This window comes from Nocardioides insulae DSM 17944 (assembly GCF_000422825.1).
Lineage (GTDB): Bacteria > Actinomycetota > Actinomycetes > Propionibacteriales > Nocardioidaceae > Nocardioides > Nocardioides insulae.
Window position 1 is genome coordinate 325,980 of the sequence record NZ_AUGU01000014.1, and the last position, 26,847, is coordinate 352,826.

The window sequence follows — 26,847 nt, forward strand, 5'->3', positions numbered from 1 at the left end:
GGATCGTGCGCAGAATTGTTCTCGGAGGCGCCGCGGCCACCCTGGTCTCGGGTCTCTTGGTCCTACCACTGGCGTCGTCCGGCGCCACCGCATCGGCGGCACCAGCGCCGCCCCCGGACAACGAATTCCAGAAGGTCACCCTCAACGACCGCCCCGGTGAGCCGATGGATCTGGCCGTGCTCCCCGACGGCGATGTCCTCCACACCACCCGCGCCGGCCAGATCTGGCGCAACGACGCCTCGAGCGGCCTCAACAAGCTCGCCGGCACGATCGATGTCTACCGCCATGACGAGGAGGGGCTGCAGAGCATCGCCCTGGACCCCGAGTTCGAGAAGAACAAGTGGGTCTACCTGTACTACTCCCCGCCGCAGAACACCCCGGTCGATGACCCGGCGACCCCCGACGTGAACGAGGGCGATGCGCCCTCGACCGGTGAGCCGGCCGACTTCGAGCCGTTCAAGGGCTCCATCCAGCTCTCCCGGTTCAAGTACCGCCAGGGTGAGGTCGACATCGACTCCGAGCAGCAGATCATGCAGGTCCCCGTCGATCGCGGGCGCTGCTGCCACGTCGGTGGCGACATCGTCTTCGACTCGGTGGGCAACCTCATCCTCTCGACCGGAGACGACACCGACCCGTTCGAGTCCGACGGCTACGCGCCGCTGGACGACTCGGAGGGAAGGGCGCCGACCTTCGACGCCCGACGTAGCGCCGGCAACACCAACGACCTGCGCGGCAAGCTGCTGAGGATCAAGCCGAGGTCCGGTGGCGGCTACACCATCCCGAAGGGCAACCTGTTCAAGGAGGGCACCCCGAAGACCCGGCCCGAGATCTACGCGATGGGCCTGCGCAACCCCTTCCGCATCGAGATCGACCCCTACACCGATGCGGTCTACGTCGCCGACTACAGCCCCGACGCCAGCTCCGCCAACCCCGATCGGGGCCCGGCGGGACAGGGCAAGTGGACCGTGGTCAACCGCCCGGCCAACTACGGCTGGCCGCTGTGTGCGACCGCGGAGCTGCCCTACATCGACTACGACTTCGCCACGGGTACGTCGGGTGAGCCGTTCGACTGCGCGGCACCGGTCAATGACTCGGCGTACAACACCGGGCTCACCAAGCTTCCGCCGGTGACCCAGCCGACGGTCTGGTACTCCTACTCGCTCTCCGAGGAGTTCCCGGAGCTCGAGACCCAGGGCGGGATCGCGCCGATGGCCGGCCCGTCCTACGAGTTCGACCCGAAGGTCGCCAAGGGTGCGAAGTCGGTGGCCTGGCCCGAGTACTACGACGGCATGCCGCTGTTCGCCGAGTGGGGTCGTGACTACATCAAGGGCATGAGCGTGAACCAGGCCGGTGAGCTCTCCTCGATCGAGCCGGTGCTCGACTCGATGATCACCGACAACGTGATGGACATCGAGTTCGGCCCCAACGGCGCGCTCTACATGCTGGAGTACGGCGACGGCTACTTCAGTGAGAACGAGGACGCCCAGCTCTCCCGGATCGACTACGTCAAGCGGGGCAACCGCAGCCCGGTCCCGAAGATCGCGGCCGACGTCGCGGCCGGGCCGGAGCCGCTCGAGGTGTCCTTCTCCAGTGCGGGCACCACTGATCCGGACGGGGACAAGCTCACCTACGCCTGGGACTTCGACGCCGACGGCAAGGTGGACTCCAAGGTCCGCTCCCCGCGGTACGTCTACGACGAGCCGGGTGTCTACAAGGCGACTCTGACGGTCACCGACCAGGGCGGCAAGGGCCGGGGCAAGCACGCCTCCGCCGATGTCGACGTGGTCGTGGGCAACCAGGTCCCGGTGGTCGAGTTCGTGACCCCGACCGCGGATCAGTCCTTCGAGTGGGGTGACACCGTCCAGTACGAGGTGAAGGTGACCGACGACCAGGAGGTCGACTGCAACCGTGTGACGGTGACCTACGTGCTGGGGCATGACGAGCACGGTCACCCGCAGAGCACGGCGGCCGGCTGCACGGGTTCGCTGGTCACCACCATCCCCGGCGGTCACGACCCGGAGACCGACGAGCTCCATGCCGTTTTCGTCGCGGAATACACCGACCCGGGCGAGGCGGGTCTGCCCGCTCTGACCGGGAGTGCCGAGGTCGCGCTGACCCCGAGTCACTGAGCATCTCCGCACACTGCCCGGTGGTCGACGACACGTCGGCCGCCGGGCAGTTCCGTGTTCAGCCCGGACTTTGTCCAACAAGTGTCGAAAGTCCATCATCAAGTTTGCTTAATTCGCTCAAGGGTCTTGTAAGGCTGTGAGGTCAGTCACTAGCTTGACCCTCGGAGTCGGCGAATGGCGCCGCTCCTCGGACCAGATCCGCAGGGAGGTGCGCATGGACGACACGAGCAGCCGGTTCGGTGGCGGGTCGGTGTGCGGCATCGGCGCGGAGGTCAACGTCGGCCACGTCGCGGCGACGGCGGTCGACCCCGAGGGCCGGATGCGGGGTGAGTTCCGCAAGGACATCGACCTGGGTTCCCTGCCCCCCGCCGAGGCGATCCAGCGCCTCGCCGAGGTGGTCGGAACACTGCTGGGCGCGCTCGGCGGCGACACCCGGGTCGCCGGCATCACCGTCGGCGTACCGGGCCTCGTCGACGCCGATCACGACCGGGTCGTCCTGGCTCCCGACCTCGGGTGGCGTGACATCCGACTCGGCGAGGCGCTCGCTGCCGCGCTGCTCACCCGGGGCCACGACGCCGTGCCCGTGCGTGTCGACAACGAGGCGGACCTGGCCGCCCTGGCGGAGCTCGACCGGGTCCGCCGCACCGCTTCTGGCACCGAGTCGTCGACCGCCCACGAGACCGACGACATGCTCGTCGTCTTCGGCGTGGCCGGTGTCGGAGGAGGTCTCATCGCCGACGGCCGCCTGGTCCGCGGTCACCGCGGCTGGGCCGGGGAGATCGGTCACATGACGGTGGAACCCCACGGCCGCCCGTGCACCTGCGGCCGGGTCGGGTGCTGGCAGACCACCATCGGGCTCCGGGCGCTCCTGGCTGCCGCGGCAGACCCCGACGACCCCGTCCAGGATCCCGCCCTCATCCTCGATGAGCTCCTCTCTGTCCTCGTCGCCCGGGCAGGCGCCGGTGACAGTCGCACCGTGACCGCGCTCGAGCGGGTCGGCGCCTGGCTCGCCACCGGGATCGCTCCGCTGGTCAGCGCGCTCGACCCCGGCCGGGTGGTGCTGGGCGGCTACTTCGCCGCTCTCGGCGAGTGGCTCGCTCCCGTCGTACGTCGCGAGCTGGACGCCGCCCTGCTCGTCCCACAGGCCGGCGGCACCCACGTGGCCATCTCCGAGTTGGGGCTGGCCGCCGCTCAGCGCGGAGGTGGCCTGGCCGCCCTCGAATCCGTCCCGACCCGATCCCACGGCACCCGGCCCGCCGGGCTCGCCCCGAACGGAGGAACCCGATGACCGACCCGTCACCGGAGCAGGAGACACCGGCAGCAGGCCAGAGCGCGCTGCTGCAGATGCGCGGCATCGTGAAGCGATTCCCCGGTGTCCTGGCGCTCGGCGGCGTCGACCTCGACGTACGGGCGGGGGAGGTGCACTGCCTGCTCGGTCAGAACGGCGCCGGCAAGTCCACGCTGATCAAGGTGCTCTCCGCGTCCTACCAGCCCGACGAGGGCGAGATCGTGTGGCAGGGGAGCGCCACGAAGCTCTCCACGCCGGACGCCGCGATGGGTCTCGGGATCTCGACCATCTATCAGGAGCTCGACCTGGTCGACGGGCTGACCGTCACCGAGAACATCTTCCTCGGCCACGAGATCTCCTCCGGCGGCTTCAGCCGCCGGCACGAGGCGACCGCCCGGGCCCGTGCCCTGCTCGCCCGCCTCGGGCACAGCGAGATCACGCCCCACCGGCTGGTCGGGGATCTCTCGCCGGCCGCCCAGCAGATCGTCAGCATGGCCCGCGCGCTCTCCCACGACACCAAGCTGCTCATCCTCGACGAGCCCTCGGCCGTGCTCGACCAGGAGGAGGTGCGCAACCTGTTCCGGGTCGTCCGCGACCTGACCGAGCAGGGGGTCGCGGTGGTCTACATCTCGCACCGACTCGAGGAGATCCGGCAGATCGGCGACCGCATCACGGTGCTCAAGGACGGGCGGACGGTCGCGACCGGCCTGGCCGTGGCCGACACCCCGACCGCGGAGCTGATCCGGCTGATGACCGGCCGTGACATCGAGTACGCCTTCCCCCCTCGCCCCGCCCACTCACATGACACCGAGGTGGTGCTGGAGGTGCGCGGGCTGAGCGGCGAACGGTTCCGCGATGTCGACCTGACCGTGCACGCAGGGGAGATCGTCGGCCTGGCCGGCCTGGTCGGTGCGGGGCGTTCGGAGATCCTGGAGACCGTGTACGGCGCCCGCCGGTCCACCCAGGGCACCGTCGGTGTCGGTGGCCGCAAGCTGCGCCGGGGCTCGGTCCGGTCCGCCGTCGCGGCGGGAGTCGGGCTGTGTCCTGAGGAGCGGAAGAGCCAGGGTCTCCTGCTGGACCAGGCGGTCTACCGCAACGTCACCATCTCCTCGCTGCGGCGCTTCGCCAAGAGCGGCTTCCTGGACTTCTCCGAGGAGCGTCGGGCCGCGGAGGAGCTCAGCCGCTCCCTGGACGTGCGGCCCCCGGGCGTGGACCGGCCGGTGCGCAACCTCTCCGGTGGCAACCAGCAGAAGGTCGTGCTGGCCCGCTGGCTGTTACGCGAGTGCAAGGTGCTGCTGCTCGATGAGCCCACCCGCGGCGTCGACGTCGGCGCCCGCACCGAGATCTACAACCTCATCCGCCGGCTCGCCGACGAGGGCGTGGCCGTGGTCGTGGTGTCCAGCGAGGTCGAGGAGGTGCTCGGTCTGGCCGACCGGGTGCTCGTCGTACGCGAGGGCTCCGTGGTCCACGAAGGACCGGCGACCGAGATCGACGAGTCGAGGGTCCTGGACCTCGTGATGGAAGGAGACGTCGCATGAGCGACGGCAGGAATCTGCGCGTGCGCCCCGCCCACGGGCCGGTGCGTTCCACGGACGGGGTGTACCGGCAGCGGAGTCGCACTGGCGTTCAAGTGACGGGGGCGGTCCGATGAGCGACTCTTCGACAGACCCGACCCCGCCGCTCGAGCCCGCCGAGGCGGCCGAGACCGCGCGGGTGGAGAAGGAGGCGGAGAAGGCCACCGAGCAGACCACCCGCGGCTGGGCCGCGGTGGGCGCCGGGCTGGGGCACAACCTCGGTCTCGTGGTGGCGCTGGCGCTACTCGCGGTGGTCGGGCTGATCACGGCCGGCGACCGGTTCGCCTCGGTCGACAACGTGATGACCATCCTGCGGTTGGCCGCGGTGATCGGCGTGGTCAGCATCGGGATGACCTTCGTGATCACCGGAGGGGGCATCGACCTGTCCGTCGGCGCCATCGTCGCGCTCTCCTCGGTGTGGGCCACCACCCTGGCGACCCAGCAGATGGCCAACGACGTCCACTGGCTGCTCATGGTGACCACGGCCCTGGTGGTCGGTGGTGCCTGCGGCCTGGTCAACGGTCTGCTGATCTCCTACGGCGGGATCGTCCCCTTCATCGCCACGCTGGCGATGCTGGCCAGCGCCCGTGGCCTGGCCGAGATCCTCTCCGACCGGAAGACCCAGATCGTCAGCGTGCCGGGATTCACCGACGCGCTCGCCGGCGACTTCCTCGGCGTGCCCCGCCTGGTCTGGATCTTCGCGGTCGTGGCCGTCATCGGCTGGATCGTGCTCAACCGCACGACCTTCGGACGCCGTACCCTCGCGGTCGGCGGCAACCCGGAGGCGGCCAGGCTGGCCGGCATCGATGTACGCCGGCACACGGTGCTGCTCTACGTGGTGGTCGGTGTGTGTTGCGGCATCGCCGCGATCATGCTGGTCTCGCGCACGACCACCGGCAGCGCGACCCACGGCATGCTCTACGAACTGGACGCGATCGCCGCGGTGGTCATCGGCGGCACCCTGCTCTCCGGCGGGCGCGGCACCATCGTCGGCACCGTCTTCGGCGTGCTCATCTTCACCACGCTCTCCAACGTGTTCACCCTGAACAACCTGTCGATCTCGGCCCAGTCGGTCGTCAAGGGCCTGATCATCGTCGTCGCCGTGCTGCTGCAGACCCGGCTCGCCCGGCGACCATCCAGCTGAGGGACGACGGGTCCCACTGACGGTTCGCTTCGCCAACCCCCCCGCCCGACGGGCACAACATCAAGGAGCACCACCATGAATCTGTCCACCAACCGCCGGCTCCGGCGCCTCGGCACCGGCCTGGTGGCCGGGGTCGCCGTCCTCGCCCTCGCCGCATGCACCGGTAACGAGCCGGAGGAGACCAGCAGCGACGGCGGCGGCGGGTCCTCGGAGGCCGAGGCCGGCTCGAACGACGAGGCCGGCGACACGGTCACGATCGGCTTCTCCGCACCGGCCGCCGACCACGGCTGGATGGCGGCGATCACCGACCAGGCCGAGGCCACCGCCGACGAGTACGAGGACATCGACCTCCAGGTCGCGGCGGGCACCAACGACGTCAACCAGCAGATCGGTCAGGTCGAGACCTTCATCAACGATGGTGTGGACGCGATCGTGCTGCTGCCCTTCGATGGGGCCGCGATGACGCCGGTGGCGCTCAAGGCGATGGAGGCCGGGATCCCGGTCATCAACGTCGACCGCGAGTTCGACGACTCCAACGCCGCGCGGGTCACCGTGCTGGGCGACAACTACGGCATGGGCGTCTCCGCCGGCCAGTACGTCTGCGAGCAGGCCGAAGGCAATCAGGACGCCGTCGTCGCCGAGATCGCCGGCATCGACTCGCTGCCCCTGACCCAGGACCGCAGCCAGGGGTTCAAGGACGCGCTCGCCGAGTGCGGCCTCGACGTCGACAACCGGGTCGCCGCGGACTTCACCGTCGAGGGCGGCGAGCGGGCGGCGTCCCAGTTGCTGCAGGCGGCCCCCCAGATCGACTTCCTGTGGAACCACGACGACGACCAGGGCGTCGGCGTCCTGGCCGCGATCAACTCGGCCGGCCGCGATGAGTTCACCATGATCGGCGGTGCCGGCTCGGCCAACGCCATGCGCGAGATCCAGTCCGGCGAGAGCGTGCTCAAGGCCACGGTCATCTACCCCTCCAGCCAGGGGGCCGACGGCATCAAGCTGGCTCGGCTGGTCGTCCAGGAGAAGGCCATGTCGGACCTCGTCGAGCAGACCGTGCCGCGTGAGGTCCAGCTCTACGCCCCGGTCGTCACCGAGGAGAACGTCGACCAGTACATCGACTCGGCCTTCGAGTCCTGAGCCGTCCATCCCTGACCCGCGTGCGCTCGGGTGAGCAGGTGCCGGGCCCCGGCACCTGCTCACCCGGACCACCGCCGTACCGCGCCGGCCGGTAGACCCGGGCAGTCCCCTCCGCAGGCCCGGACAGCTCGGCGCGCCGACACGAACACCGAGAAGGAACGAGGTCCGATGACCCACCACAAGCCCGCCCTCCGCGTCGGGATGATCGGCTACGCCTTCATGGGCGCGGCCCACTCCCAGGCATGGCGCACGGCTCCGCGCTTCTTCGACCTCCCTCTCGACCCGGTGATGAGCGTGGTCTGCGGCCGCGACACCGACCGGGTCGCCGCGGCGGCCGAGCAGCTGGGCTGGGCATCGAGCTCGACCAGTTGGGAGGAGGTCGTCGCCCGCGAGGACATCGACCTGGTCGACGTGTGTACGCCGGGCAACACCCACGCCGAGATCGCCATCGCGGCGCTACGGGCGGGCAAGCACGTGCTGTGCGAGAAGCCGCTGGCCAACACCGTCGAGGAGGCCGAGGAGATGGCGGCGGCCGCGGAGGAGGCCGCGCGGGGCGGGACGCGGGCGATGGTCGGATTCACCTACCGCCGGGTGCCGGCGATCGGCCTGGCCCGGCGGATGATCGCGGAGGGACGGATCGGCGAGATCCGGCACGTGCGCGCCCAGTACCTCCAGGACTGGCTGGTCGATCCCGAGGCGCCGCTCTCGTGGCGGCTGGACAAGAAGCTGGCCGGTTCCGGGGCGCTGGGCGACATCGGCGCCCACGTCGTGGACCTCACCCAGCATCTGGTGGGCGACACCATCGCCGAGGTCACCGGCACCCTGTCCACCTTCGTGACCGAGCGGCCGATCGCGGCCTCCTCCAGCGGTCTGTCGGCCAGCGCCGGCACCGAGCGCGGACCGGTCACCGTCGACGACGCGACGGCGTTCCTGGCCCGCTTCGAGGGCGGGTACCTCGGGGTCTACGAGGCCACCAGGTTCGCGACGGGTCGCAAGAACAGCATCCGGATCGAGATCAACGGAACCCGCGGCAGCCTGGCCTTCGACTTCGAGGACATGAACGTCCTGGAGTTCCACGACGGATCGATCCCCGACTGCGAGGCCGGGTTCCGGCGGATCATCGTCACCGAGGCCGACCACCCCTGGGTCTCGGCCTGGTGGCCCCCGGGGCACGGGCTGGGCTACGAGCACGGCTTCACCCACCAGGTGGTCGACCTGACCCGAGCCATCGCGGCCGGCGAGCAGCCGGCGCCCTCCTTCGCGGACGGGCTCCAGGTCCAGCGGGTGCTGGCCGCGGTCGAGGCCAGCGCCGAGCACCGTCGCTGGGAGGCCGTCGCCGGCTGACCCAGCACCCCACACTCCACCACCTCTCGGGCGAGTCCACTCGTCGCAGCTCCAAACGAAGGGACCGAGCACATGTCGAACCACCACCTCCATTCATCCCGCCGCATCCGGCGGGGAGCACTGCTGACCGCCGCGGCCCTGCTGGCCGGCGGCGCCCTGCTCGGCACCGGCCCGGCCACCGCCGAGCCCGCGGCCACCCAGTCCTCGGCCGACACTCGGGCAGCCGCGGACCGGCACCGAGCGTCGTACGACGTGCTGGTCTTCTCCCGGACCGCCGGCTTCCGGCATTCCTCCATCCCCACGGGCATCGCCGCGATCGAGAAGCTGGGCGCCGAGCACGGCTTCGAGGTCACCGCGACCGAGGACCCCACGGTCTTCACCGACGAGGGGTTGGCCGACTACGAGGCCGTCGTCTGGCTCTCCACCACCGGCGACGTGCTCGACGAGGAGCAGCAAGGCGCCTTCGAGCGCTACATCCAGGCCGGTGGCGGGTACGTCGGCGTCCACGCCGCCTCCGACACCGAGTACGACTGGCCGTGGTACGGCGGCCTGGTCGGCGCCTACTTCAACGGGCACCCCGCCCAGCAGACCGCGACCATCAAGGTGAGCCCCGGCCTCAATCCGGCGACCAGGAGGTTGCCGAAGCGCTGGACCCGGTTCGACGAGTGGTACAACTTCCGCAACTACACCCGGGGATCGGTGCGGGTGCTCGCCCGGCTCGACGAGCGCACCTACGACGCGGGCCCGACCGCGATGGGACACGACCACCCCATCGCCTGGTGCCACCGCTACGACGGCGGCCGTGCCTTCTACACCGGGCTGGGGCACACCGAGGAGTCCTACTCCGAGCCGGAGTTCCTCGCCCACCTGCTGGGCGGGATCGAGCAGGTCGCCGGTGCCGCCTGGTTCAACTGCTGGACGTGGCGATGAGCGCCGAAGGCACCGGCACCGGACGGCTCGGTGTGTGGCTGGTCGGCGCCCGCGGCTCGGTCGCGACCACGACCATCCTCGGCGCGCTCGCCGTACGGGCCGGGCTGAGCGGCCGCACCGGGCTGGTCGCCGAGCTCCCCGAGGTGGCCGCGGCCCGGCTGCCCGCCCTCGACGACTTGGTCTTCGGTGGACACGACATCGGGTGCGACCCGCTGGTCAAGCGGGCCGAAAGACTGGTCGCCGGCGGTGTCGTCCCCGCCGACCTGTTGCCCGCTGTCCGGGAGGAACTCGAGGCCGTGGAGGCTCGGCTCCGGCCGGGATACGACACCTCCGCGGTGCGGACAGGATCCGGTGAGACCCAGGCCGAGGCGGTCGAGCGACTCGCGGCGGATCTGACCGCCTTCCGCATCGAACACCGACTCGACCGGGTGGTGGTCGTCGACGTCGCGAGCACGGAGGCGCCGGTCGAGCTAGGCGACTCCGGTGCGCTGGTCGACCCGGTCGCTCTCGATGCCGCCCTGGCAGCGGGCGAGGCTCCGTTGCCGCCGAGCTCCGCCTACGTGCTGGCGGCCTACCGTGCCGGGTGCCCGGTGGTGTCCTTCACCCCGAGCCCCGGCCCCCGGCTCCCCGTGCTGAGTGCCATCGCCGCGGGGCACGGGCTGCCCTGGGCCGGGTCGGACGGCAAGACCGGGGAGACCCTGCTCAAGTCGGTGCTCGCCCCGATGTTCGCCACCCGGGGGCTGCGGGTCAACGCCTGGTCCTCCTTCAACATCCTCGGCGGCGGCGACGGCGCGACCCTGGCCGACCCCGACCGGGCGGCCAGCAAACTGGACAGCAAGGGCACCGGCCTGGAGGCGATCCTGGGCCATCCCGTGCAGGGGCCGATGCACATCGACTTCGTTCCCGACCAGGGCGAGCAGAAGACCGCGATCGACCACGTCTCCTTCGAGGGGTTCCTGGGCGCCCGGATGTCGCTGCAGTTCACCTGGACCGGATATGACTCCGCGCTCGCCGCCCCGCTCGTGCTCGACCTGGCTCGGCTCACCCTGCGGGCGCACGAGCTGGGCGAGTCGGGGCCGCTGCCCTTCGGGTTCTTCTTCAAGGATCCCGCCGGACCGGCCGGGACGACGCCCGAGCACCGGCTCGCCGCCCAATGGGACGCGCTCGTCGCCTGGTGCGCCGACGGGGGAGCGCGATGACGCCTCGGGACCTGGCCGAACTGGTCCGGCTGCCCGCCGTCCTGACCGTGCCGGGAGACACCCTGGCCGGATCCGCGGCGCTCGGGCCACTGCGCGGTGACGGTGCACCGCCGGCATGGCGGACCGTCGCGATGCCGGTCGCCTCGACCTGCCTCTACTGGGCCGGCATGGCGCTCAACGACTGGGCCGACCGTGATCTGGACGCCGTGGAGCGGCCCGAGCGTCCGATCCCCTCGGGGCGGGTCCGTCCCAGGGAGGCGCTCGGACTCGCCGCCGGGCTCACCGCTGCCGGCGTGGCGGTCGCCGCGGTGGCCGGTGGGGCGCGCGGGGCGGTCATCGCCACCGCGCTCGCCGGGGCGGTCTGGGCCTACGACACCCGGCTCAAGGACACGCCGGCCGGGCCCCTCACGATGGGCGCCGCCCGTGGCCTCGACGTACTCCTCGGTGCCGCCGGGCACCGGTCCTCCGGCCCGGCACCGGACGTCACGGTCCCGCGGGCGGGCGGCGCCGGTGGGGGCGGTCTCCGCGCCGCCACCCTGCCGGCCGCCCTCCTGTTCGCGCACACCAGTGGCGTCACCCTGCTCAGCCGGGGCGAGGTGCACGGCACCCGCCCGGCGGCAGCCGCGGTCGCCGGCGCGCTCACGATGGTCACCGGCTCGGCGGCCGGCGCCCTGGCCCTCACCCGGGAGGGCCCCTCCTCGCGGGCGGGCGCCGGCGTGGCCGCCGCGCTCGCCGCGACCTACGCCGCCACCGTCGGCCGCGCCCAGGCCGCTGCGGTGCACACGCCCGACGCGGGCACGGTCCGCCGGGCGACCGGCGCCGGGATCCGCGGCATGATCCCGCTACAGGCCGCCCTCCTCGCCCGGCGGGCACCGCTGGCCGCCCTGGGCCTGCTCGCCGCCGGGCCGGTCGCCAAGCGGGCATCGAAGGTGGTGTCCCCGACATGAGCGAACCGACCGCACTCCGCTTCGGCTACGGCACCAACGGGATGCACAGCCACCGGCTCGAGGATGCCCTGGGCGTGCTCGACGATCTGGGCTACGACGGTGTCGCCCTGACCCTCGACCACCTGCACCTCGACCCGTTCGCGGCCGAGCTGCCGGCCCGTGTCGGCGACGTGCGTCGCCGGCTCGACTCGCTCGGCCTGGCGGTCGTCGTCGAGACCGGTGCGCGCTACCTGCTCGACCCGCTCCGCAAGCACCACCCGACCCTGCTCCACGACCCTGCTGCGGCCCGACGGCGGGTGGACTACCTCCACCGGGCGGTGGAGGTGGCCGCCGACCTGGGGGCAGAGGCGGTGTCGTTCTGGTCCGGAGCGCTGCCCTCCGGCGTCGATGCCGGCACCGCCTGGGACCGGCTCGCCGACGGAGTGGGCCAGGTGCTGGATCTGGCCGAGCGTCGCGAGGTCGTCTGCGCCCTCGAACCAGAGCCCGGGCACTTCGTCGACACCCTCGACGGCGTCCTTGAGCTCCGCGAGCGCCTCGGCGATCCGTCCCTGTTGCGGGTCACGCTCGACCTGGGGCACGTGGTCTGCAACGAGCCCAGGCCGATGACCGAGACGATCCGGAGAGCGGGCCACCTGCTGGCCAACGTCCAGGTCGACGACATGGTCGCCGGTGTGCACGAGCATCTCGAACTCGGCACCGGCGAGGTCGACTTCATCGCCGCGCTGGCCGCCCTGCGCGAGGTCGGCTACACCGGACTCGCCTCCCTCGAGCTTCCCCGCCAGTCCCATGCCGCACCGCAGGTTGCGCGCGACTCGCTGGCCTTCCTGCGAGCGGCCGAGACACCGCCGGTGGCCGTCCCGCCGGCCACAACGCCGGCCACAACGCCGGCCACAACGCCGGCCACAGCGGCGGAGCGGCCACGGCGAGCAGCCGGGGAGGTGATCGTCCGATGAGCTCGACGATCCCCTCCCTGGACCCCGCCCTCGCCGAACGGCTCGAGGCGGTCTGCCTCGAGATCGAGGCCGATCCCGCTCGCATCCGGGTGCGTTTCCCGGCCGCGGCCCGCGAGATCGGTCGCACGCCCGGCACCTCCGCGGACGTCGGCCAGGACCGCCTCGAGGACCGGGTCCGGGTGCGCCTGCTCGAGGCCCTGCGCCGAGCGGTCCCCGACGTCGAGCGGCGCAACACCGAGGTGCACGACCTCTACCGCTTCGGCGACGCCGACGAGCGCCGCGCCGTACTCCTCGGGCTGGACCGGCTCGACCTCGACGACCGGGCCCTCGACCTGGTGCACGACGCTCTTCGCACCAACGACCCCAGGCTGGTGGCCGCCGCCCTGGGACCGTACGCCGCCACCCACCTCGAGGCTGCCGACTGGCGGCAGGGCGTGCTCAAGTGCCTGTTCGTGGGGGTGCCGCTGGCGCTGGTCACCGGCCTGGACGATCGCGCCGACGCGGAACTGTCCCGGATGGTCGGCGACTACGCCGCCGAACGCCGTGCCGCCGGCCGGTCGGTGCCCGACGACGCCCTGCCCCTCCTCCTGCCGGTTCGACCCTCGGAGTCCTGATGCGCATCTTCGACCCTCACATCCACATGACCTCACGCACCACCGACGACTACGAGGCGATGTACGCCGCGGGGGTGCGCGCCCTGGTCGAGCCGGCCTTCTGGCTGGGCCAGCCGCGCAGCAGCGTGGACTCCTTCGTCGACTACTTCGACGCCCTGGTGGGGTGGGAACGGTTCCGGGCGGCCCAGTTCGGGATCGCCCACCACTGCACCATCGCGCTCAACCCCAAGGAGGCCAACGACCCGCGCTGCCTGCCGGTCCTGGACCTGCTGCCGCGCTATCTGGCCAAGGACGGTGTGGTGGCCGTGGGCGAGATCGGGTTCGACTCGATGACCCGTGAGGAGGAGAAGGCCTTCGCCCGGCAGCTCGAGCTCGCTCGGGAGTTCGCCCTTCCCGCCCTGGTGCACACCCCGCACCGGGACAAGCTCGCCGGCACTCGCCGCACCCTCGACCTGGTCGAGGCCGCCGGGGTCGACCCGGGCATGGTGGTCGTCGACCACCTCAACGAGGTCACCGTCGACGTGGTCGAGGAGGCCGGTGCCTGGATGGGCTTCTCGATCTACCCCGACACCAAGATGTCGCCGGCCCGGATGGTGGCGATCCTGCGGGCCCGGGTCGAGTCCGGTCGCGGGCTGGGCCGGGTGCTGGTCAACTCCGCGGCCGACTGGGGCCGATCCGACCCGCTGAGTACGCGGCGTACCGGCGAGGCGATGCTCGCTGCCGGCTTCACCGAGGACGACGTCGAGCGGGTGCTGTGGCACAACCCGATCGAGTTCTTCGGGCAGAGCGGTCGGCTCCTGCTCGACGTACCCGAGACCGACAGTGCGGCCACGTTCGCCGGCAACTCGCTGCTGCGGGGTGAGCGATGAGGCTCCGACACCGAGACGGCAGCACCGTCCACCTCTCCTACGGGAGCAACGTCCACCCCGCCGAGAGCGTGGACGGCATCATCGACCAGCTCGGCCGGTACGCCGTCGAGGTGCGCGCCCGGCTGGGAGCGCCCAGGCTCGGTCTCGGCCTGTGGCTACCCGCGAGAGCCGCCCACGAGCTCGCCGGGGATCCCGCGGCGCTGGAGCGGCTGCGGGGAGCGCTGGAGCGGCACGGCCTCGAGGTGGTCACCCTCAACTGCTTCCCCTACCGCGGGTTCCACGACGAGGTGGTCAAGCGTGAGGTCTACGCCCCCGACTGGACCACGCCCGAACGGCTCGACTACACCCTCGCCGCCGCCCGCGTCCTGGCCGCGCTGTTGCCCGACGATGCCGCCCGGGGAAGCATCTCGACACTGCCGCTCGGCTGGCGCACGCCGTGGTTCGCCGACCGGCAGGCCGCGGCCGCCGCCCGGCTCGAGCAGCTCGCCGCCGGGCTGGACGCGCTCCGGGTGGAGACCGGCCGTACCGTCCGGGTCGCCTTCGAACCCGAGCCCGGCTGCGTGATCGAGACCTCCCGCGACGCGGTCGCACGGCTGGCCGGCTCGCCCGCGCTGGCCTCGGGGATGCTGGGGATCTGCCTGGACACCTGCCACCTGGCCACGGCGTTCGAGGAGGCCCGGGAGGCGCTTGACAGGTTCGACTCCGCCGGGCTGCCGCTGGTCAAGCTGCAGGCCTCGGCCGCCATCCACGCCCAGGACCCCGGCGATCCCGCCACCCGCGAGGCGCTGTCGGCGTACGCCGAGGACCGCTTCCTGCACCAGACCCGCGAGTGCCGCGGGCCGCGGGTCGAGGGCCGCGACGACCTGCCCGAGGCGCTCACCGGTCACCGGCCGCTCCCGGCCGAGCAGCCCTGGCGGGTGCACTTCCACGTGCCGCTGCACGCGGCCCCGCAGCCGCCGCTGCGCAGCACCAGCGACCATCTCGCCGACACCCTCGAGGTCCTCCTCGGCGGCGAGACCGCGAGGCTCGACCACGTCGAGGTCGAGACCTACACCTGGAGCGTGCTGCCCGCCGCGCAGCGCCCCACCGGCGACGACGGCCTCATCACCGGCCTCGCCGCCGAGATCGCCTGGACCCGTGACCGGCTCATCGAGGCCGGCCTCACCGAAGGAGCCCTCGTATGAGCGACAAGCTGCTGGTCATCGACGTGGTCGGCATGACCCCCGAACTGCTGGCCCACATGCCGCGGGTGCGCCGGGTCGGTGAATCCGGCTTCACCGCCGAGCTGGGCACGGTGCTGCCCGCGGTCACCTGCTCGGTCCAGTCCACCTTCCTGACCGGCACCCTGCCGCGCGACCACGGGATCGTCGGCAACGGGTGGTACTTCCGCGACCTCGGCGAGGTCTTCCTCTGGCGCCAGCACAACGCGCTGGTGCAGGGGGAGAAGCTGTGGGACGTCGTACGGCGGCGCCGCCCCGGCGCACGGGTGGCGAACGTGTGCTGGTGGTACGCCATGGGCGCCGACGTCGACACCACGATCACGCCTCGGCCCGTCTACCACGCGGACGGCAAGAAGGAGCCGGACTGCTGGACCTGGCCGCCCGAGCTGCACGACCAGCTGATCGACGAGCTCGGTCCCTTCCCGCTGTTCAACTACTGGGGACCCACCGCCTCCATCGCCAGCTCGGAGTGGATCATCGCCGCCGCCCGCCGGGTGCTGCCCGACCACGACCTGACCCTGGTCTACGTCCCGCACCTCGACTACGACCTGCAGAAGTTCGGCCCCGACAGCCGCCAGGCCGCGGCCGCGGCCCGCGCGGTCGACAGGGCGCTCACCCCGCTGCTCGACGACGCCGAGCGGGCCGGTGTGCGGGTGGTCCTGCTCAGCGAGTACGGCATCCGGCCCGCCTCACGGCCGGTCGACATCAACCGGCTGCTCCGCCGCGAGGGGCTGCTGCACGTCCACCACAACGCCACCGGTGAGCTGCTCGACCCGTGGACCTCGCGCGCCTTCGCGGTCGCCGACCACCAACTCGCACACGTGTACGTCAAGGACCCCGAAGACCTCGAGGAGGTCCGCCGGCTGGCCGGCGAGCTGCCCGGCGTGGCCGAGGTGCTCGACCGCGCCGGGCAGGCGGCCTACGGCCTGGACCACGAGCGTGCCGGCGACCTGGTGTTGGTGGCCGATCCCGACGCCTGGTTCACCTATTACTACTGGCTCGACGACGAGCATGCACCCGACTTCGCCCGCGGCGTGGAGATCCACAAGAAGCCCGGCTACGACCCCGCCGAGCTGTTCATGGATCCCGAGGACCGGTGGGTCAAGCTGCGCGCGGCCGCCACGCTGGCGCGGAAGAAGGCGGGGCTGCGCTACTCCATGAGCGTCGTACCGCTCGACCCGGCACCGGTCTCGGGCAGCCACGGGCGACTTCCCGATCGTCCGGAGGAGGGACCGGTGCTGGTCTGCTCCGACCCCGCAGCCAAGCGGGAGCGGATCGAGGCGACCGAGGTGCGCGACCTGCTCGCCGGCCTCCTCGGTCCCGCGCCACGCGACTGAGCTCTCTCCGCCGTACTCGACCCCGACCCCCGCACCGACCTGGAGGACACCGATGACCCGACCGATCACCCTCTTCACCGGCCAGTGGGCCGATCTTCCCTTCGAGGAGGTGGCCAGACTGGCGGCCGAATGGGGCTACGACGGCCTGGAGATCGCCTGCTGGGGCGACCACCTCGACCCGTGGCAGGCGGCCGAGGACGACGGCTACGTCCGGGGCAAGCTCGACCTGCTGGAGAAGTACGGCCTCCAGGTCTTCGCGATCTCCAACCACCTCAAGGGTCAGGCGGTCTGCGACGATCCCATCGACGCCCGCCACCAGGACATGCTCCCGGCGAAGATCTGGGGCGACGGCGACCCCGAGGGCGTGCGCCAGCGCGCCGCCGAGGAGATGAAGATGACCGCTCGGGCCGCCCAGCGGCTCGGCGTCAACACCGTGATCGGCTTCACCGGATCCGCGATCTGGAAGTACGTCGCGATGTTCCCGCCGGTCAGCCAGGAGCTGATCGACGCGGGATACCGCGACTTCGCCGACCGCTGGAACCCGATCCTGGACGTCTTCGACGAGTGCGGGGTGCGTTTCGCCCACGAGGTGCACCCCTCCGAGATCGCCTACGACTACTGGACCACCGTGCGCACCCTCGAGGCGATCGGTCACCGGCCGGCGTTCGGGCTCAATTGGGACCCCTCGCACTTCGTCTGGCAGGACCTCGACCCGGTCGGGTTCCTGTGGGACTTCCAGGACCGCATCTACCACGTGGACTGCAAGGACGCGAAGCGCCTGGTGGGCAACGGTCGCAACGGCCGGATGGGCTCCCACCTCGCGTGGGCCGATCCGCGGCGCGGGTGGGACTTCGTCTCCACCGGCCACGGCGACGTCCCCTGGGAGCAGTGCTTCCGGATGCTCAACGCGATCGGGTACGACGGCCCGGTCTCGATCGAATGGGAGGACGCCGGCATGGACCGTCTCGTCGGCGCTCCCGAGGCACTCGCCTACGTCAAGAGCAAGCTCTTCGATCCGCCGGAGGCCGCCTTCGACGCCGCCTTCAGCACCTCAGACTGACCGGCCCCTGAAACCGGTCGGACCCCACAGAGAGGAAAGCACGATGTGTTTTGGATTTGACGGCGACGGCGCGCTGCGCGAATCGCTCGAGAAGAAGGGCATGAGCCGACGCGGCGTGTTCAGCGCCATCGGACTCACCGCGGGCGCCGCCGGCCTGGCAAGCGTCCCGGGCCTGGCCCCCGCCGCCGCAGCCGCTGCGCCGGCGAAGGCCGAGCAGGGCGGGGGCACCGTCCCGAAGAACAAGATCAGCATCCAGCTCTACTCGCTGCGTTCGGTGATGACCGGTGACGGCATCAACGAGACGCTCTCCGCGCTCGGCGAGATCGGGTACCCCCGGGTCGAGCTCGCCGGCCTGTACGGACGCACCGCCAAGGAGATGCGACGGACCCTCGACCGGCGGGGCCTCCGAGCAAGTTCCAGTCACGACGGGATCAGCGCCTCTCGTCAGGAGCTGGCGACCAAGCTCGACAACGCCGAGATCCTGGGGCAGAAGTACATGGTGGTGCCCTACCTCAATTCCGACCTGCGCGAGGACTGGCAGCGCTGGGCGGAGCAGATGAACGTCGAGGCGGAGGCCGCCCGGCGACGGGGGATCGCCTACGGCTACCACAACCACGCTCACGAGTTCACCACCGACTTCGGCGACGGCACGACCCCCTGGGACGTGCTGACCTCCGAGCTCGACCCCCGCTTCGTGCACCTGGAGGTCGACCTATACTGGGCCGTCACCGGTGGGATCAACCTGGGCCTCAACCCGGCCAACGCGACCACCTTCGCGATCGGTGTCATCCACCAGGCACCGCAGAAGGTGCGCCAGTACCACGTCAAGGACCGGGATGCAGCGACCGGTGACATGGCAGACCTGGGGACCGGCGTGATCGATTTCCGACCGATCTTCGCCTCCCACCAGGTCGAGGAGTACATCGTGGAGAACGACACCCCCGACGTCACCCCGCTCCAGACCGCCGATGTCGGCTACTCCTACCTCCGCCGGGTCCGCTTCTGACCCTTCCGTCCCTCCTGCATCTGCGCCGACTCACCTGTCCTCGGACCGGTGGGTCGGCGTACTTGTGGGCCCTGACCCGCTGCCATCACCCGGGTCGGGTGCATCGAGCCTCGCCCAGCCGTGTCCCCGACCTTCCGTCGACGTGCGCCTCGTCGCACGTTGAGTCGGATCTTGTGGCACGTTGAGTTGGGCGTGGTGGTGCATTGAGTCGGGCTTGGTGGACGTCGGCGCACACCGCGGCCATCCCGACGGTCGAGGAGGGCCGACCTGACGGTCCGGGGGCCCGTCTCGACGCTCCGGGAGGGCGATCACACGGTCCGGGAGGCCCGACCCGACGGCGAGCGGGGAAGTGTCGGTCTTCGGGGCTAGGGTGCTGGCGTGCCGAAGACCTCTGCCCCGACTCCCGTCCGCGAGCTGCTCGCCACGGCCGTGGCCGCGCTGGGCGGCAGCGAGCGCGAGGGGCAGGTGCGGATGGCCGAGGCGGTGGCCGAGGCGTTCGACGGTGAGGAGCACCTGCTGGTGCAGGCGGGCACCGGCACGGGCAAATCGTTGGCCTACCTGATCCCGGCGCTGCTGCACGAGCAGCGGGTGGTGGTCGCGACCGCGACCCTCGCGCTCCAGCACCAGCTGGTCGAGCGAGACATCCCGCGGTTGGTCGGCGCCCTGACGGAGGAGAAGGAGCTCGACACCTCCTACGCGGTCCTCAAGGGGCGCTCCAATTACGCCTGTCTGCACCGGATCCGGGAAGGGGTTCCCGACGATCAGGGCACCCTCGTCGACGTACCTGCCGAGGGTGCGGGCAGCCCGATGGCGCGCAAGGTGCTCGAGCTGCGCGAGTGGGCGGAGAAGGAGGCCGGCGGGGTCGGAAGCGGCGAGCGAGACAACGCCCCGCGTCACACCGACCGGGAGTGGCGCCAGGTCAGCGTGACCCATCGCGACTGCCTCGGCGCCGCCAAGTGCCCCTTCGGGCAGGAGTGCTTCGCCGAGCTGGCCAAGGAGAAGGCACAGCGTTCGCAGCTGATCATCACCAATCACTCGCTGCTGGCCATCGACGCCATCGAGGGGATCCCGATGATCCCCGATTACGACGCTGTCGTGATCGACGAGGCGCACGAACTGGTCGCGCGGGTCACCCAGGCCGCCACCGACGAGCTCACGGCGCCCGACGTGGAGCGGGCCGCGCGGCGCAGTCAGCGCCACGTGGAGGGCGGGGAGGCCGACGACCTGGCCGACGCGGGTGACGTGCTGCGCGCCGCGATGGCGGAGGCCACGGCCGGGCGCTTCGAGACCCTGCCCGCCGACCTGCACGATGCGCTGGTGCTCGTGCGTGACGCCGCGCGCGCCTGTCTCTCCGCCTACCCCAAGCCCCAGCCGGGCCAAAACACCGACGCCGGCTTCCAGCAGGCCAAGGGCACTGTGCAGGAGATCTTCCAGATCGCCGAGCGGATGGCCGCCCACAGCGAGGCCGACGTGCTCTGGCTCAACGAAGCCCGCGAGCGCATTCCGGCACGGTTGTGCGTGGCTCCGCTTCAGGTGTGGGCGCAGATGCGCACCAGGCTGCTCACAGAGAAGACGGTGGTCTTCGCCAGCGCCACCCTGATGCTCGGCGGTGACTTCGGCTCGGTGGCGACCAGCCTCGGACTCAAGCTAGCCGAGCGAGTCACCGAGGGTGACAAGTCCCTGGAGCGCACCGAGGAGGTGCTCCCGTGGCGCGGCCTCGACGTGGGCAGCCCCTTCGACTACGGCCAGCAGGGCATCTTGTACGTCGCCCGCCATCTGCCCCCGCCGGGCCGCGACGGGCTCGGGCCGGCGCAATTGGACGAGATCGCCGAGTTGGTCGACGCGGCCGACGGCCGGGCGTTGGGCCTGTTCTCCAGCCGTCGCGCCGCCGAGGCAGCGGCGGAGGCGGTCCGGGAGCGGCTCCCGCACCTGACCACGTTGGCCCAGGGAGACGCCCAACTGCCGGAGCTGGCGGCACAGTTCGTGGCCGACCCACACACGGTGCTGTTCGGCACCTTGTCGCTGTGGCAGGGCTTGGACGTGCCCGGAGACACCTGTCAGTTGGTGCTGATCGACCGGATCCCGTTCCCGCGCCCCGATGATCCATTGATCAGTGCGCGGCAGCGCGCGATCGACAAGGCTGGCGGCAACGGCTTCATGCAGGTCGCGGCCACCCATGCGGCGCTGTTGCTGGCCCAGGGCGCCGGCCGCCTCATCCGCACCACCAGCGACAGGGGAGTCGTGGCCATCCTCGACCCCCGGCTCGCGACGGCGCGATACGGCAACTTCCTCAAGGCGAGCCTGCCCCGGATGTGGCCGACCACCGACCCGCAGCTGGTCCGCCAGGCCCTGGCTCGGCTCTCCGCGGCGGCGTCCGAATAGCCGAGCTCCGGACGGCCCGGTGATCGGTCCGTCCGGAGCTCCAGCTCAGGTCAGCCTCGGGTGGGCTCGCCCACCAGGAGCCGGGCACGCAGCTTGGCCAGCGTGCGCGGGCTCAGCCCGAGCCCGTCGACGGCGTACGCCTCCATCGAGCCGTACTCCTCGGCGACGCGGTCCAGCCCGCTGCGGAGATACTCCTCCTCCACCCGCATGAACGGCTCGTAGATCTCCCGCTGGGCCGCCGGCATCGCGGCCAGTTGCGCCTGGATCGCGGGCGACTCGAAGAAGTAGGTGTTGCTGAGCAGGTAGTCCTCCGTCACCGTCGCCTCATCCACCCCGAGCAGGGTCAGCAGGACGGCGTTGGCCCACCCGGTGCGGTCCTTGCCCGCGGTGCAGTGGTACAGCCCGGCGCCCTCGGCGTTCGCCAGGCCGGTGAACAGGTCGTGGTAGGCCGACTTGGCGCTCTCGGAGTCAACCATCGCCAGCTCGGCCTGAGCCATGTAGGTCCGGGCCTCCTGGGCGGTGGCGATGTCCGGGAGCTGCGACCCGCCCGTGCCCGGGTTGCCGAGGCTGCCCAGCACGTCCAGGTGGTGGTAGGCCATCCCGGGGATCTGGACATCGGGTTCTGTGGCGGCCTCGTCGGTGGTGCGCAGGTCATAGTCGTCGCTGATCCCGAGCCCGCCGACCGTAGCGGCGTCCTCGTCGGTCAGGGCGAGGGCGGGGGAGCGGTAGACCGCGCCGTACTTGACCCAACGACCGTCGGTGGTGCGGTAGCCCCCTGCATCACGCAGGTTCGGTGCGCTTTCCAGACCCAGGACGCGGGCGGTGACCTCGAGCGGCTGACCGTACGCGGGGACGAGCTTCACCCAGGGGCGGTCTGCCCGCGAGGTGAAGGTGAGCGTCCCGTGCCTCCCGACGGTGAGGCCGGTGGCACGGCGGCTCTCCTCGCCGGCCTCGTCGCCGACGTACACCCTGACCAGTTGGGTGCGCTCGCTGGACCAGGACACCGTCCAGCGGTTGGCGCCGCGCGCCTTCTGCACGGTCGCGGAGGTGAACGGGATGACCTGCTGGCGGTGGTGATGGCCGGCGTGGGGGCGGTCGGAAGTGTGGGACGTCGAGGCCAGCGCCGGTGAGACCGGACCGAGCAGGATGGCGGAGGAGGCGAGGACGGCAGCCGCCGTCTTGAGGGCAGGCTGGATCAGGGGGGTGTTCATGGCGGGCACCATAGGGAGGCAATGGAAATGCTCGAGTGACGGCGGGATGCCGGTGAGGGACGAGTCGGCGACCGATCGGTGAACAGGGCGAGTTGCCCATGGCGACGTGTCGCGGAACGCAGGAAGGGACCCGGCCGAGGCCGGGTCCCTTCCTGTACTTCGGTGTGAATGTGGTGCGGGTCAGGAGCGGTGCCGAGCGGGCTTGACCACCTTGGCGCTGACCTTGAACTTCGCCCCGTTGTTCTTCGCCTTGCCGGCGCAGGAGAGGTCGGTGCCTCGCCAGCAGTTCATCGCGGTGCTGGCGTTCGCCAGGGTCACCTCGACGTGCTTGACCCGGCGCGGGTTGAAGGGCACCGCGACGCTGCCGTTGCCCTGGGCGTTGATCTTGATGAACCTGCGCTGGATGGCCCCGCCCTTGCGCTGCACGCTCACCATCGCCGCCGTACCGATCCTGCGGCGAGGCAGATCGACGCTCACGCGCAGCGAACGATGCGGATTGAGCTTGCGCGGGATGTAGCGCTGCGTGGCCGAGGCCAGGTGGTTGATCCGGTAGGTGCGCGTCGCCGTCTGCTTCGAGGGGCGCAGCACGGTCCGGCCCGCCGGGCGGGCGGCCGGATAGCGGCCGGCGCGTCCCTCGCGGTAGGTGGCTCGCGGGTTGCGGTTCTCTGCCGCGAAGCGGGCGAAGGCCTTGCGGAGCTGGGTCTTCTTGCTCCGTACGACGCCGCTCACCGCTCGACTGGAGTACTGGTCGTACCGAGGTCCGCGCGAGCTGTCCGCCCGTTGCCAGATCTGTCGGACGATGACCGGCATGCCGCCCTGCTGCTTCCCCCACTGCTCGGAGAGGAAGCGGAAGAAGATCCAGTCGCCGTACTGCATGAAGCCGTTCTTGGCGCTGGCGTCGTCCATCGACGTGCGGGGCGAGGTCAGCGGGCTGTATCGCAGGTATTGGCGGTTGTCGTTGATGCCGTTGTAGACCTCGTCCTCCGCCCAGACAGCGGTGCCTTCCATCAGCCAGCGGTCCTCGGTGGCGTCGTAGGCGAACTGGACGGCGTGGAAGTACTCGTGCGCGGCCGTGACGCGAAGGTTCTCCAGGGGCGTGTGCCGACTGCCGTACTGCGCGGTGGCGTAGTCGTTGTCGAGCACGCAGAACGCCGGGACGTCCCAGCGACCCTTCGGCGGCTGGGTGCCGGCGTCGACGGTGCAGTAGCCGTAGAACCCGAGGTTGTAGACGTCCTGCAGGTAGACGTCGGGAAGGTTGTTGCCACCCTTGCCCTTGTCGGACTTGGGACTGCGATAGCCGGCCTTGCGGTAGGTCCGGTGGACGTGACCCATGGTGGAGACCACCTGGTTGACGTAGGCCTGCGAGGCGCGGTTGGGGCCGCTGGTGTTCCAGTGCACGCACACGACGCCGTTGCTGCAGTCGGTGCGGTCGTAGGCGGGGCGCTGGTTGAGGCTTCGCGCCGCCACCCGGTCGGAGGCGGAGAGGTCGTCCTCGCGTAGCCACAGGTCCCGCAGCAGCATGGTGACGTCGCGCCCCTCCTGGAGGGTCTGTTGCGCTTCGCCTTCCGGCTTGGCCCGCATGAGGCTCTGTGCGTCGGCAAGCACGCGTTCGGCAGCGTCTCGCTCGGAGACAGGGGCCAGATCGTCGGCAGTGGGCAGGGCCCGACCGGGTGCCGTGGTGCTCTCGCCGACCTCGGCCGAGGGTGTGGCGAATGCCTGCGGTCCGAGCAGCAGCCCGGGCACGAGCAGGGGGAGCACGACGAGCAGTCGTCGGACGGTGCGTGGGGAAGACATGGAACTCCGGGGTCGAGGGTCCGGGACACGATGCCGTGGTGTGGTCCGGCCCACCCCTGGGGGCGGCGACCGGGCCGACGCCGGTCGGCACCCCGATGAGTGTAGGGGTGAACTCCCCGATCCGGGACCTCCCGTCCGGGGCGCGTCGGTACGTCGTCGCATCCAGGCCAGCCGAACTCCGTGTCGGATCAGCGTCCAGGACGGCCCACGCCCGCCCGCTCACCCCCGGCGCGGCGACCGGGCCCCGTAGCTTCACATCCGGCGCAGGACGGCGGTGACCTTGCCCAGGATCGTGGCGTGAGTGCCGTCGATGGGGTCGTAGGCGGCGTTGTGCGGCAGGAGCCACACCTGGCCACTCCTGCGCTGGAAGGTCTTGACGGTTGCCTCCCCGTCGATCATCGCGGCGACGACCTCGCCGTTCTCCGCCGTGGGTTGCTGGCGGATCACCACGTAGTCACCGTCGCAGATAGCGGCATCGACCATCGAGTCGCCCGAGACCTCGAGCAGGAAGAGCTGGCCGTCACCCACCAGTTGCCGGGGGAGAGGGAAGACATCCTCGACGCGCTCCTCGGCCAGGATCGGGCCGCCGGCCGCAATCCGGCCGACGACGGGCACGTAGGACGCCGGGGGCGTGGCATCGCCGACCCCGGTCTCGTCCAGCGAGCTCTCGTCGGCACTGGACATGGCCTTGCGTGCGGCCAGCACCTCGGGGAGGAAGACCTCCAGAGCGCGGGGGCGGTGGGGGTCGCGGCGGATGTAGCCGCGCTTCTCCAGGGTCTTGAGTTGGTGGGCGACGCTGGAGGTCGAGGTGAGACCGACGGCCTGACCGATCTCCCGCATGCTCGGCGGGTAGCCGCGCTGCTCGATGCTGTCGCGCAGGGTGGCCAGGATCCGCTGCTGTCGCGGTGTGAGACCCGATGAGTCCGCCGGCCCGTCGGGCAGTTCGGTGACTCGCGGGCCCGCCGAGGGTGTCTTCGCCATGTCGGTCACGCTAGCCCCCGCCCCACCATGCTTCAAACATCTGTTCGAACTCCGCGTGTCCGCACTCTCTCCCTTGGTCGGGGCAGGGTCAAGCGCTCACGTCGTGTCCCATCCGAAAACTCTTGCGATCAGCTCTTGCGACCTTCGAACAAGTGATCTAACGTCGATCACCTGTTCGATCGAACGTGTGATCGAAGAGTTCTCGCCCAGAGTGACGAACTCGTTCCAAGACTGTCGGTGGTCGCGGATAGACCTGACCTTCGTGCAGTACTTCCCGCCGACCGAGCTTCCCCAGGAGTCACCATGAGCATCGCTTCCCACGCCCCCACCTCGGCACGACTGGCGCCGCGGGGTTCGGTTCGACTGACTCGCCGCGGGCGTCTGACCGTGTTCATTGCCGCGCTGGTCGCGGCCGTGGGCCTCGGCTTCACGCTGACGCCCGATTCCTCGGCGACCCAGGAGGCCGAGCAGACCGAGACCGTGTTGGTCGGCACAGGTGACACGCTCTGGCACATCGCCGGGCGCATCGCGGAGCCGGGCGGCACCGGAGCGATGGTCGATCACCTCATCGAACTCAATGACCTCGACAGTGCCATGCTCATCGCCGGCCAGGAGCTCGAGGTCCCTGCGGCCTGAGTGGCCTCCCAGGTGGACCTCGTCTGAGCGAAGAGTGGGATCTCCACGCCGGTCGATTCGACCCCGGCCGGCGTGCCTTGGGGAAGGGCGGAGGGCGGAGCCTGATTGGCTCCGCCCTCTGTGGTGTCTGGGGAACTGTCGGCCGATCCGAGTCGGTGCCATTCCTGGAAGGACTCGGGTCAGTTCACCAAGAGGAGGATTGCGGTGAGCACACCTGCGAGGGCCTGGCCTGCACTCACCACGGCGAGGGTTCCTCCCGCGGGTAGTCGCGGGGGAGGACCGTCTCCCGCACCTTCCTCGATGGGGCCGCGTTCCCGGTCGACGTGGTGGGCCATCGCGATCCCCGCAAGGTGGAAGCGACGCGCCGTGGCGTACTCCGCGAGTCCCGCGGTGAGCAGGGCGAGGCCCACCGCTGTCGCCTGCCAGGCCGGATGGTCGGTGGCGAGCAGTCGTGCCGCCGCGGCCGCGGCCACCACGGTTGTCAGTGTCGTGCGCCGCCAGGCAAGAGTGGTGCGCTCGAGCTGGAGGCCCATGTCGATCGGGCCGCGCCGCGAGTTCCGGCTCATCGCCACAGGATCCCTGCTGCGATCACCGCTCCGGTCACGATGATCCCGACTACGATGATCAGGCCGAGGCCGAGTCCGGGTAGCGGCGTCTGGGTGCGCATCGCGCGCTCGGCCTGGACCCAGGTGATCCAGGCATTGAGGGTGGCGATCACTCCCAGCGCCAGCAACAGCACGGTGGCGATCTCCCTGGGCAGAGTCGCAAGGGGGACGTCGATCGCTTCGAGGGCGACCGCGGCCGCCATCAGGGCCAGTCCGGTCCTGATCCAGGCGAGGAACGTGCGTTCATTGGCGAGTGAGAAGCGCGGATCGGGCTCCTCACCCCGCTCGAAGACGAAACGGGGGAATCGGCGCTCGGCCGGCGCGTCCGGACGCTGGGTCGGTGGCTCCTCGGGCGGAGTGGTCATCGGGTGGCGCGATCGTCGGGCCGGTGGCGCGGGCTGTGCGAGTCGCCCGGGGGGCGCTGTCGTACCCGCTGCCGAGATTGACCACCTCGATCCCTGGTGCACATGGATCGAGCATGTCATGG

At 70.9% G+C, this 26,847-nt stretch carries 23 protein-coding genes; 18 read left to right on the forward strand and 5 right to left on the reverse strand.

The features are described 5' to 3' along the window. Positions 1 to 5 precede the first annotated feature (5 nt). The 17 genes from G515_RS0105785 to G515_RS0105865 all read left to right on the forward strand — a co-directional run bounded on the left by G515_RS0105785 (position 6) and on the right by G515_RS0105865 (position 21,133). The gene (locus tag G515_RS0105785) at positions 6 to 2,129 is read left to right on the forward strand and encodes a PQQ-dependent sugar dehydrogenase (protein ID WP_245565233.1); all 2,124 of its coding nucleotides are present in this window, start codon (positions 6 to 8) and stop codon (positions 2,127 to 2,129) included. Between the two features lie 214 nt (positions 2,130 to 2,343). Then, complete coding sequence (locus tag G515_RS19715) at positions 2,344 to 3,417, forward strand: ROK family protein (protein WP_051217919.1); 1,074 nt, start codon at positions 2,344 to 2,346, stop codon at positions 3,415 to 3,417. Beyond that, positions 3,414 to 4,955 (forward strand): sugar ABC transporter ATP-binding protein, encoded by a 1,542-nt coding sequence (locus tag G515_RS0105795; protein WP_028659398.1) that lies wholly within the window; start codon positions 3,414 to 3,416, stop codon positions 4,953 to 4,955. Before G515_RS19715 ends, G515_RS0105795 begins: the two co-directional genes overlap by 4 nt. A 109-nt stretch (positions 4,956 to 5,064) precedes the next feature. Further along, positions 5,065 to 6,135 carry an ABC transporter permease gene (locus G515_RS0105800; RefSeq protein ID WP_028659399.1) on the forward strand — a complete coding sequence of 357 codons (1,071 nt, stop codon included), beginning with the start codon at positions 5,065 to 5,067 and terminating at the stop codon, positions 6,133 to 6,135. A gap of 75 nt (positions 6,136 to 6,210) precedes the next feature. Then, a complete protein-coding gene (locus tag G515_RS0105805) occupies positions 6,211 to 7,272 on the forward strand; it encodes a substrate-binding domain-containing protein (protein WP_028659400.1) in 1,062 nt (353 codons plus the stop codon). A 168-nt stretch (positions 7,273 to 7,440) separates the two neighbouring features. Beyond that, the gene (locus G515_RS0105810) at positions 7,441 to 8,616 is read left to right on the forward strand and encodes a Gfo/Idh/MocA family protein (RefSeq protein WP_028659401.1); all 1,176 of its coding nucleotides are present in this window, start codon (positions 7,441 to 7,443) and stop codon (positions 8,614 to 8,616) included. 72 nt (positions 8,617 to 8,688) lie between these two features. Further along, the gene (locus G515_RS0105815; RefSeq protein WP_028659402.1) at positions 8,689 to 9,546 is read left to right on the forward strand and encodes a ThuA domain-containing protein; all 858 of its coding nucleotides are present in this window, start codon (positions 8,689 to 8,691) and stop codon (positions 9,544 to 9,546) included. Beyond that, a complete protein-coding gene (locus tag G515_RS0105820; protein ID WP_084653142.1) occupies positions 9,543 to 10,745 on the forward strand; it encodes an inositol-3-phosphate synthase in 1,203 nt (400 codons plus the stop codon). Before G515_RS0105815 ends, G515_RS0105820 begins: the two co-directional genes overlap by 4 nt. Further along, positions 10,742 to 11,692, forward strand: coding sequence for an SCO3242 family prenyltransferase (locus G515_RS0105825; protein ID WP_028659404.1), 951 nt, complete (start codon positions 10,742 to 10,744; stop codon positions 11,690 to 11,692). The genes G515_RS0105820 and G515_RS0105825 overlap by 4 nt, the downstream gene beginning before the upstream one ends. Next, complete coding sequence (locus tag G515_RS19720; protein ID WP_084653144.1) at positions 11,689 to 12,645, forward strand: sugar phosphate isomerase/epimerase family protein; 957 nt, start codon at positions 11,689 to 11,691, stop codon at positions 12,643 to 12,645. The genes G515_RS0105825 and G515_RS19720 overlap by 4 nt, the downstream gene beginning before the upstream one ends. Continuing rightward, positions 12,642 to 13,259, forward strand: a complete 618-nt coding sequence (locus G515_RS0105835; RefSeq protein WP_051217920.1) for an EboA domain-containing protein — start codon at positions 12,642 to 12,644, stop codon at positions 13,257 to 13,259. Before G515_RS19720 ends, G515_RS0105835 begins: the two co-directional genes overlap by 4 nt. Then, on the forward strand, positions 13,259 to 14,128 hold the full coding sequence (locus G515_RS0105840) for a TatD family hydrolase (protein ID WP_028659406.1): 870 nt from the start codon (positions 13,259 to 13,261) through the stop codon (positions 14,126 to 14,128). Before G515_RS0105835 ends, G515_RS0105840 begins: the two co-directional genes overlap by 1 nt. Next, the gene (gene eboE, locus G515_RS0105845) at positions 14,125 to 15,312 is read left to right on the forward strand and encodes a metabolite traffic protein EboE (RefSeq protein ID WP_028659407.1); all 1,188 of its coding nucleotides are present in this window, start codon (positions 14,125 to 14,127) and stop codon (positions 15,310 to 15,312) included. Before G515_RS0105840 ends, eboE begins: the two co-directional genes overlap by 4 nt. Then, positions 15,309 to 16,685, forward strand: a complete 1,377-nt coding sequence (locus G515_RS0105850; protein WP_028659408.1) for an alkaline phosphatase family protein — start codon at positions 15,309 to 15,311, stop codon at positions 16,683 to 16,685. The genes eboE and G515_RS0105850 overlap by 4 nt, the downstream gene beginning before the upstream one ends. Before the next feature lie 52 nt (positions 16,686 to 16,737). Next, a complete protein-coding gene (locus tag G515_RS0105855; RefSeq protein ID WP_028659409.1) occupies positions 16,738 to 17,745 on the forward strand; it encodes a sugar phosphate isomerase/epimerase family protein in 1,008 nt (335 codons plus the stop codon). A 43-nt stretch (positions 17,746 to 17,788) separates the two neighbouring features. Further along, positions 17,789 to 18,751 (forward strand): sugar phosphate isomerase/epimerase family protein, encoded by a 963-nt coding sequence (locus G515_RS0105860; protein WP_028659410.1) that lies wholly within the window; start codon positions 17,789 to 17,791, stop codon positions 18,749 to 18,751. A gap of 378 nt (positions 18,752 to 19,129) precedes the next feature. Then, entirely contained in the window at positions 19,130 to 21,133 is a 2,004-nt protein-coding gene (locus G515_RS0105865) for an ATP-dependent DNA helicase (protein WP_028659411.1), read from the forward strand. Between the two features lie 50 nt (positions 21,134 to 21,183). On the opposite strand, the gene G515_RS0105870 is transcribed toward G515_RS0105865, so the two are convergent. From G515_RS0105870 to lexA, 3 genes are all read right to left on the reverse strand, one after another. Continuing rightward, complete coding sequence (locus tag G515_RS0105870; protein ID WP_051217921.1) at positions 21,184 to 22,344, reverse strand: tyrosine-protein phosphatase; 1,161 nt, start codon at positions 22,342 to 22,344, stop codon at positions 21,184 to 21,186. 180 nt (positions 22,345 to 22,524) lie between these two features. After that, on the reverse strand, positions 22,525 to 24,138 hold the full coding sequence (locus G515_RS0105875) for an MXAN_6640 family putative metalloprotease (RefSeq protein ID WP_028659413.1): 1,614 nt from the start codon (positions 24,136 to 24,138) through the stop codon (positions 22,525 to 22,527). Between the two features lie 252 nt (positions 24,139 to 24,390). Then, on the reverse strand, positions 24,391 to 25,119 hold the full coding sequence (gene lexA, locus G515_RS0105880; protein WP_028659414.1) for a transcriptional repressor LexA: 729 nt from the start codon (positions 25,117 to 25,119) through the stop codon (positions 24,391 to 24,393). Positions 25,120 to 25,422: 303 nt separating this feature from the next. Between lexA and G515_RS0105885 the strand changes: the two genes are divergently transcribed. After that, positions 25,423 to 25,755 carry a LysM peptidoglycan-binding domain-containing protein gene (locus G515_RS0105885; RefSeq protein WP_028659415.1) on the forward strand — a complete coding sequence of 111 codons (333 nt, stop codon included), beginning with the start codon at positions 25,423 to 25,425 and terminating at the stop codon, positions 25,753 to 25,755. A gap of 179 nt (positions 25,756 to 25,934) precedes the next feature. Here G515_RS0105885 and G515_RS22530 read toward each other — a convergent pair whose 3' ends face one another. Together G515_RS22530 and G515_RS19730 are read right to left on the reverse strand one after the other, a co-directional pair. Beyond that, positions 25,935 to 26,321 carry a DUF202 domain-containing protein gene (locus G515_RS22530; protein WP_028659416.1) on the reverse strand — a complete coding sequence of 129 codons (387 nt, stop codon included), beginning with the start codon at positions 26,319 to 26,321 and terminating at the stop codon, positions 25,935 to 25,937. Continuing rightward, a complete protein-coding gene (locus G515_RS19730) occupies positions 26,318 to 26,725 on the reverse strand; it encodes a YidH family protein (protein WP_036554388.1) in 408 nt (135 codons plus the stop codon). Before G515_RS19730 ends, G515_RS22530 begins: the two co-directional genes overlap by 4 nt. Between the last annotated feature and the right edge of the window lie 122 nt (positions 26,726 to 26,847).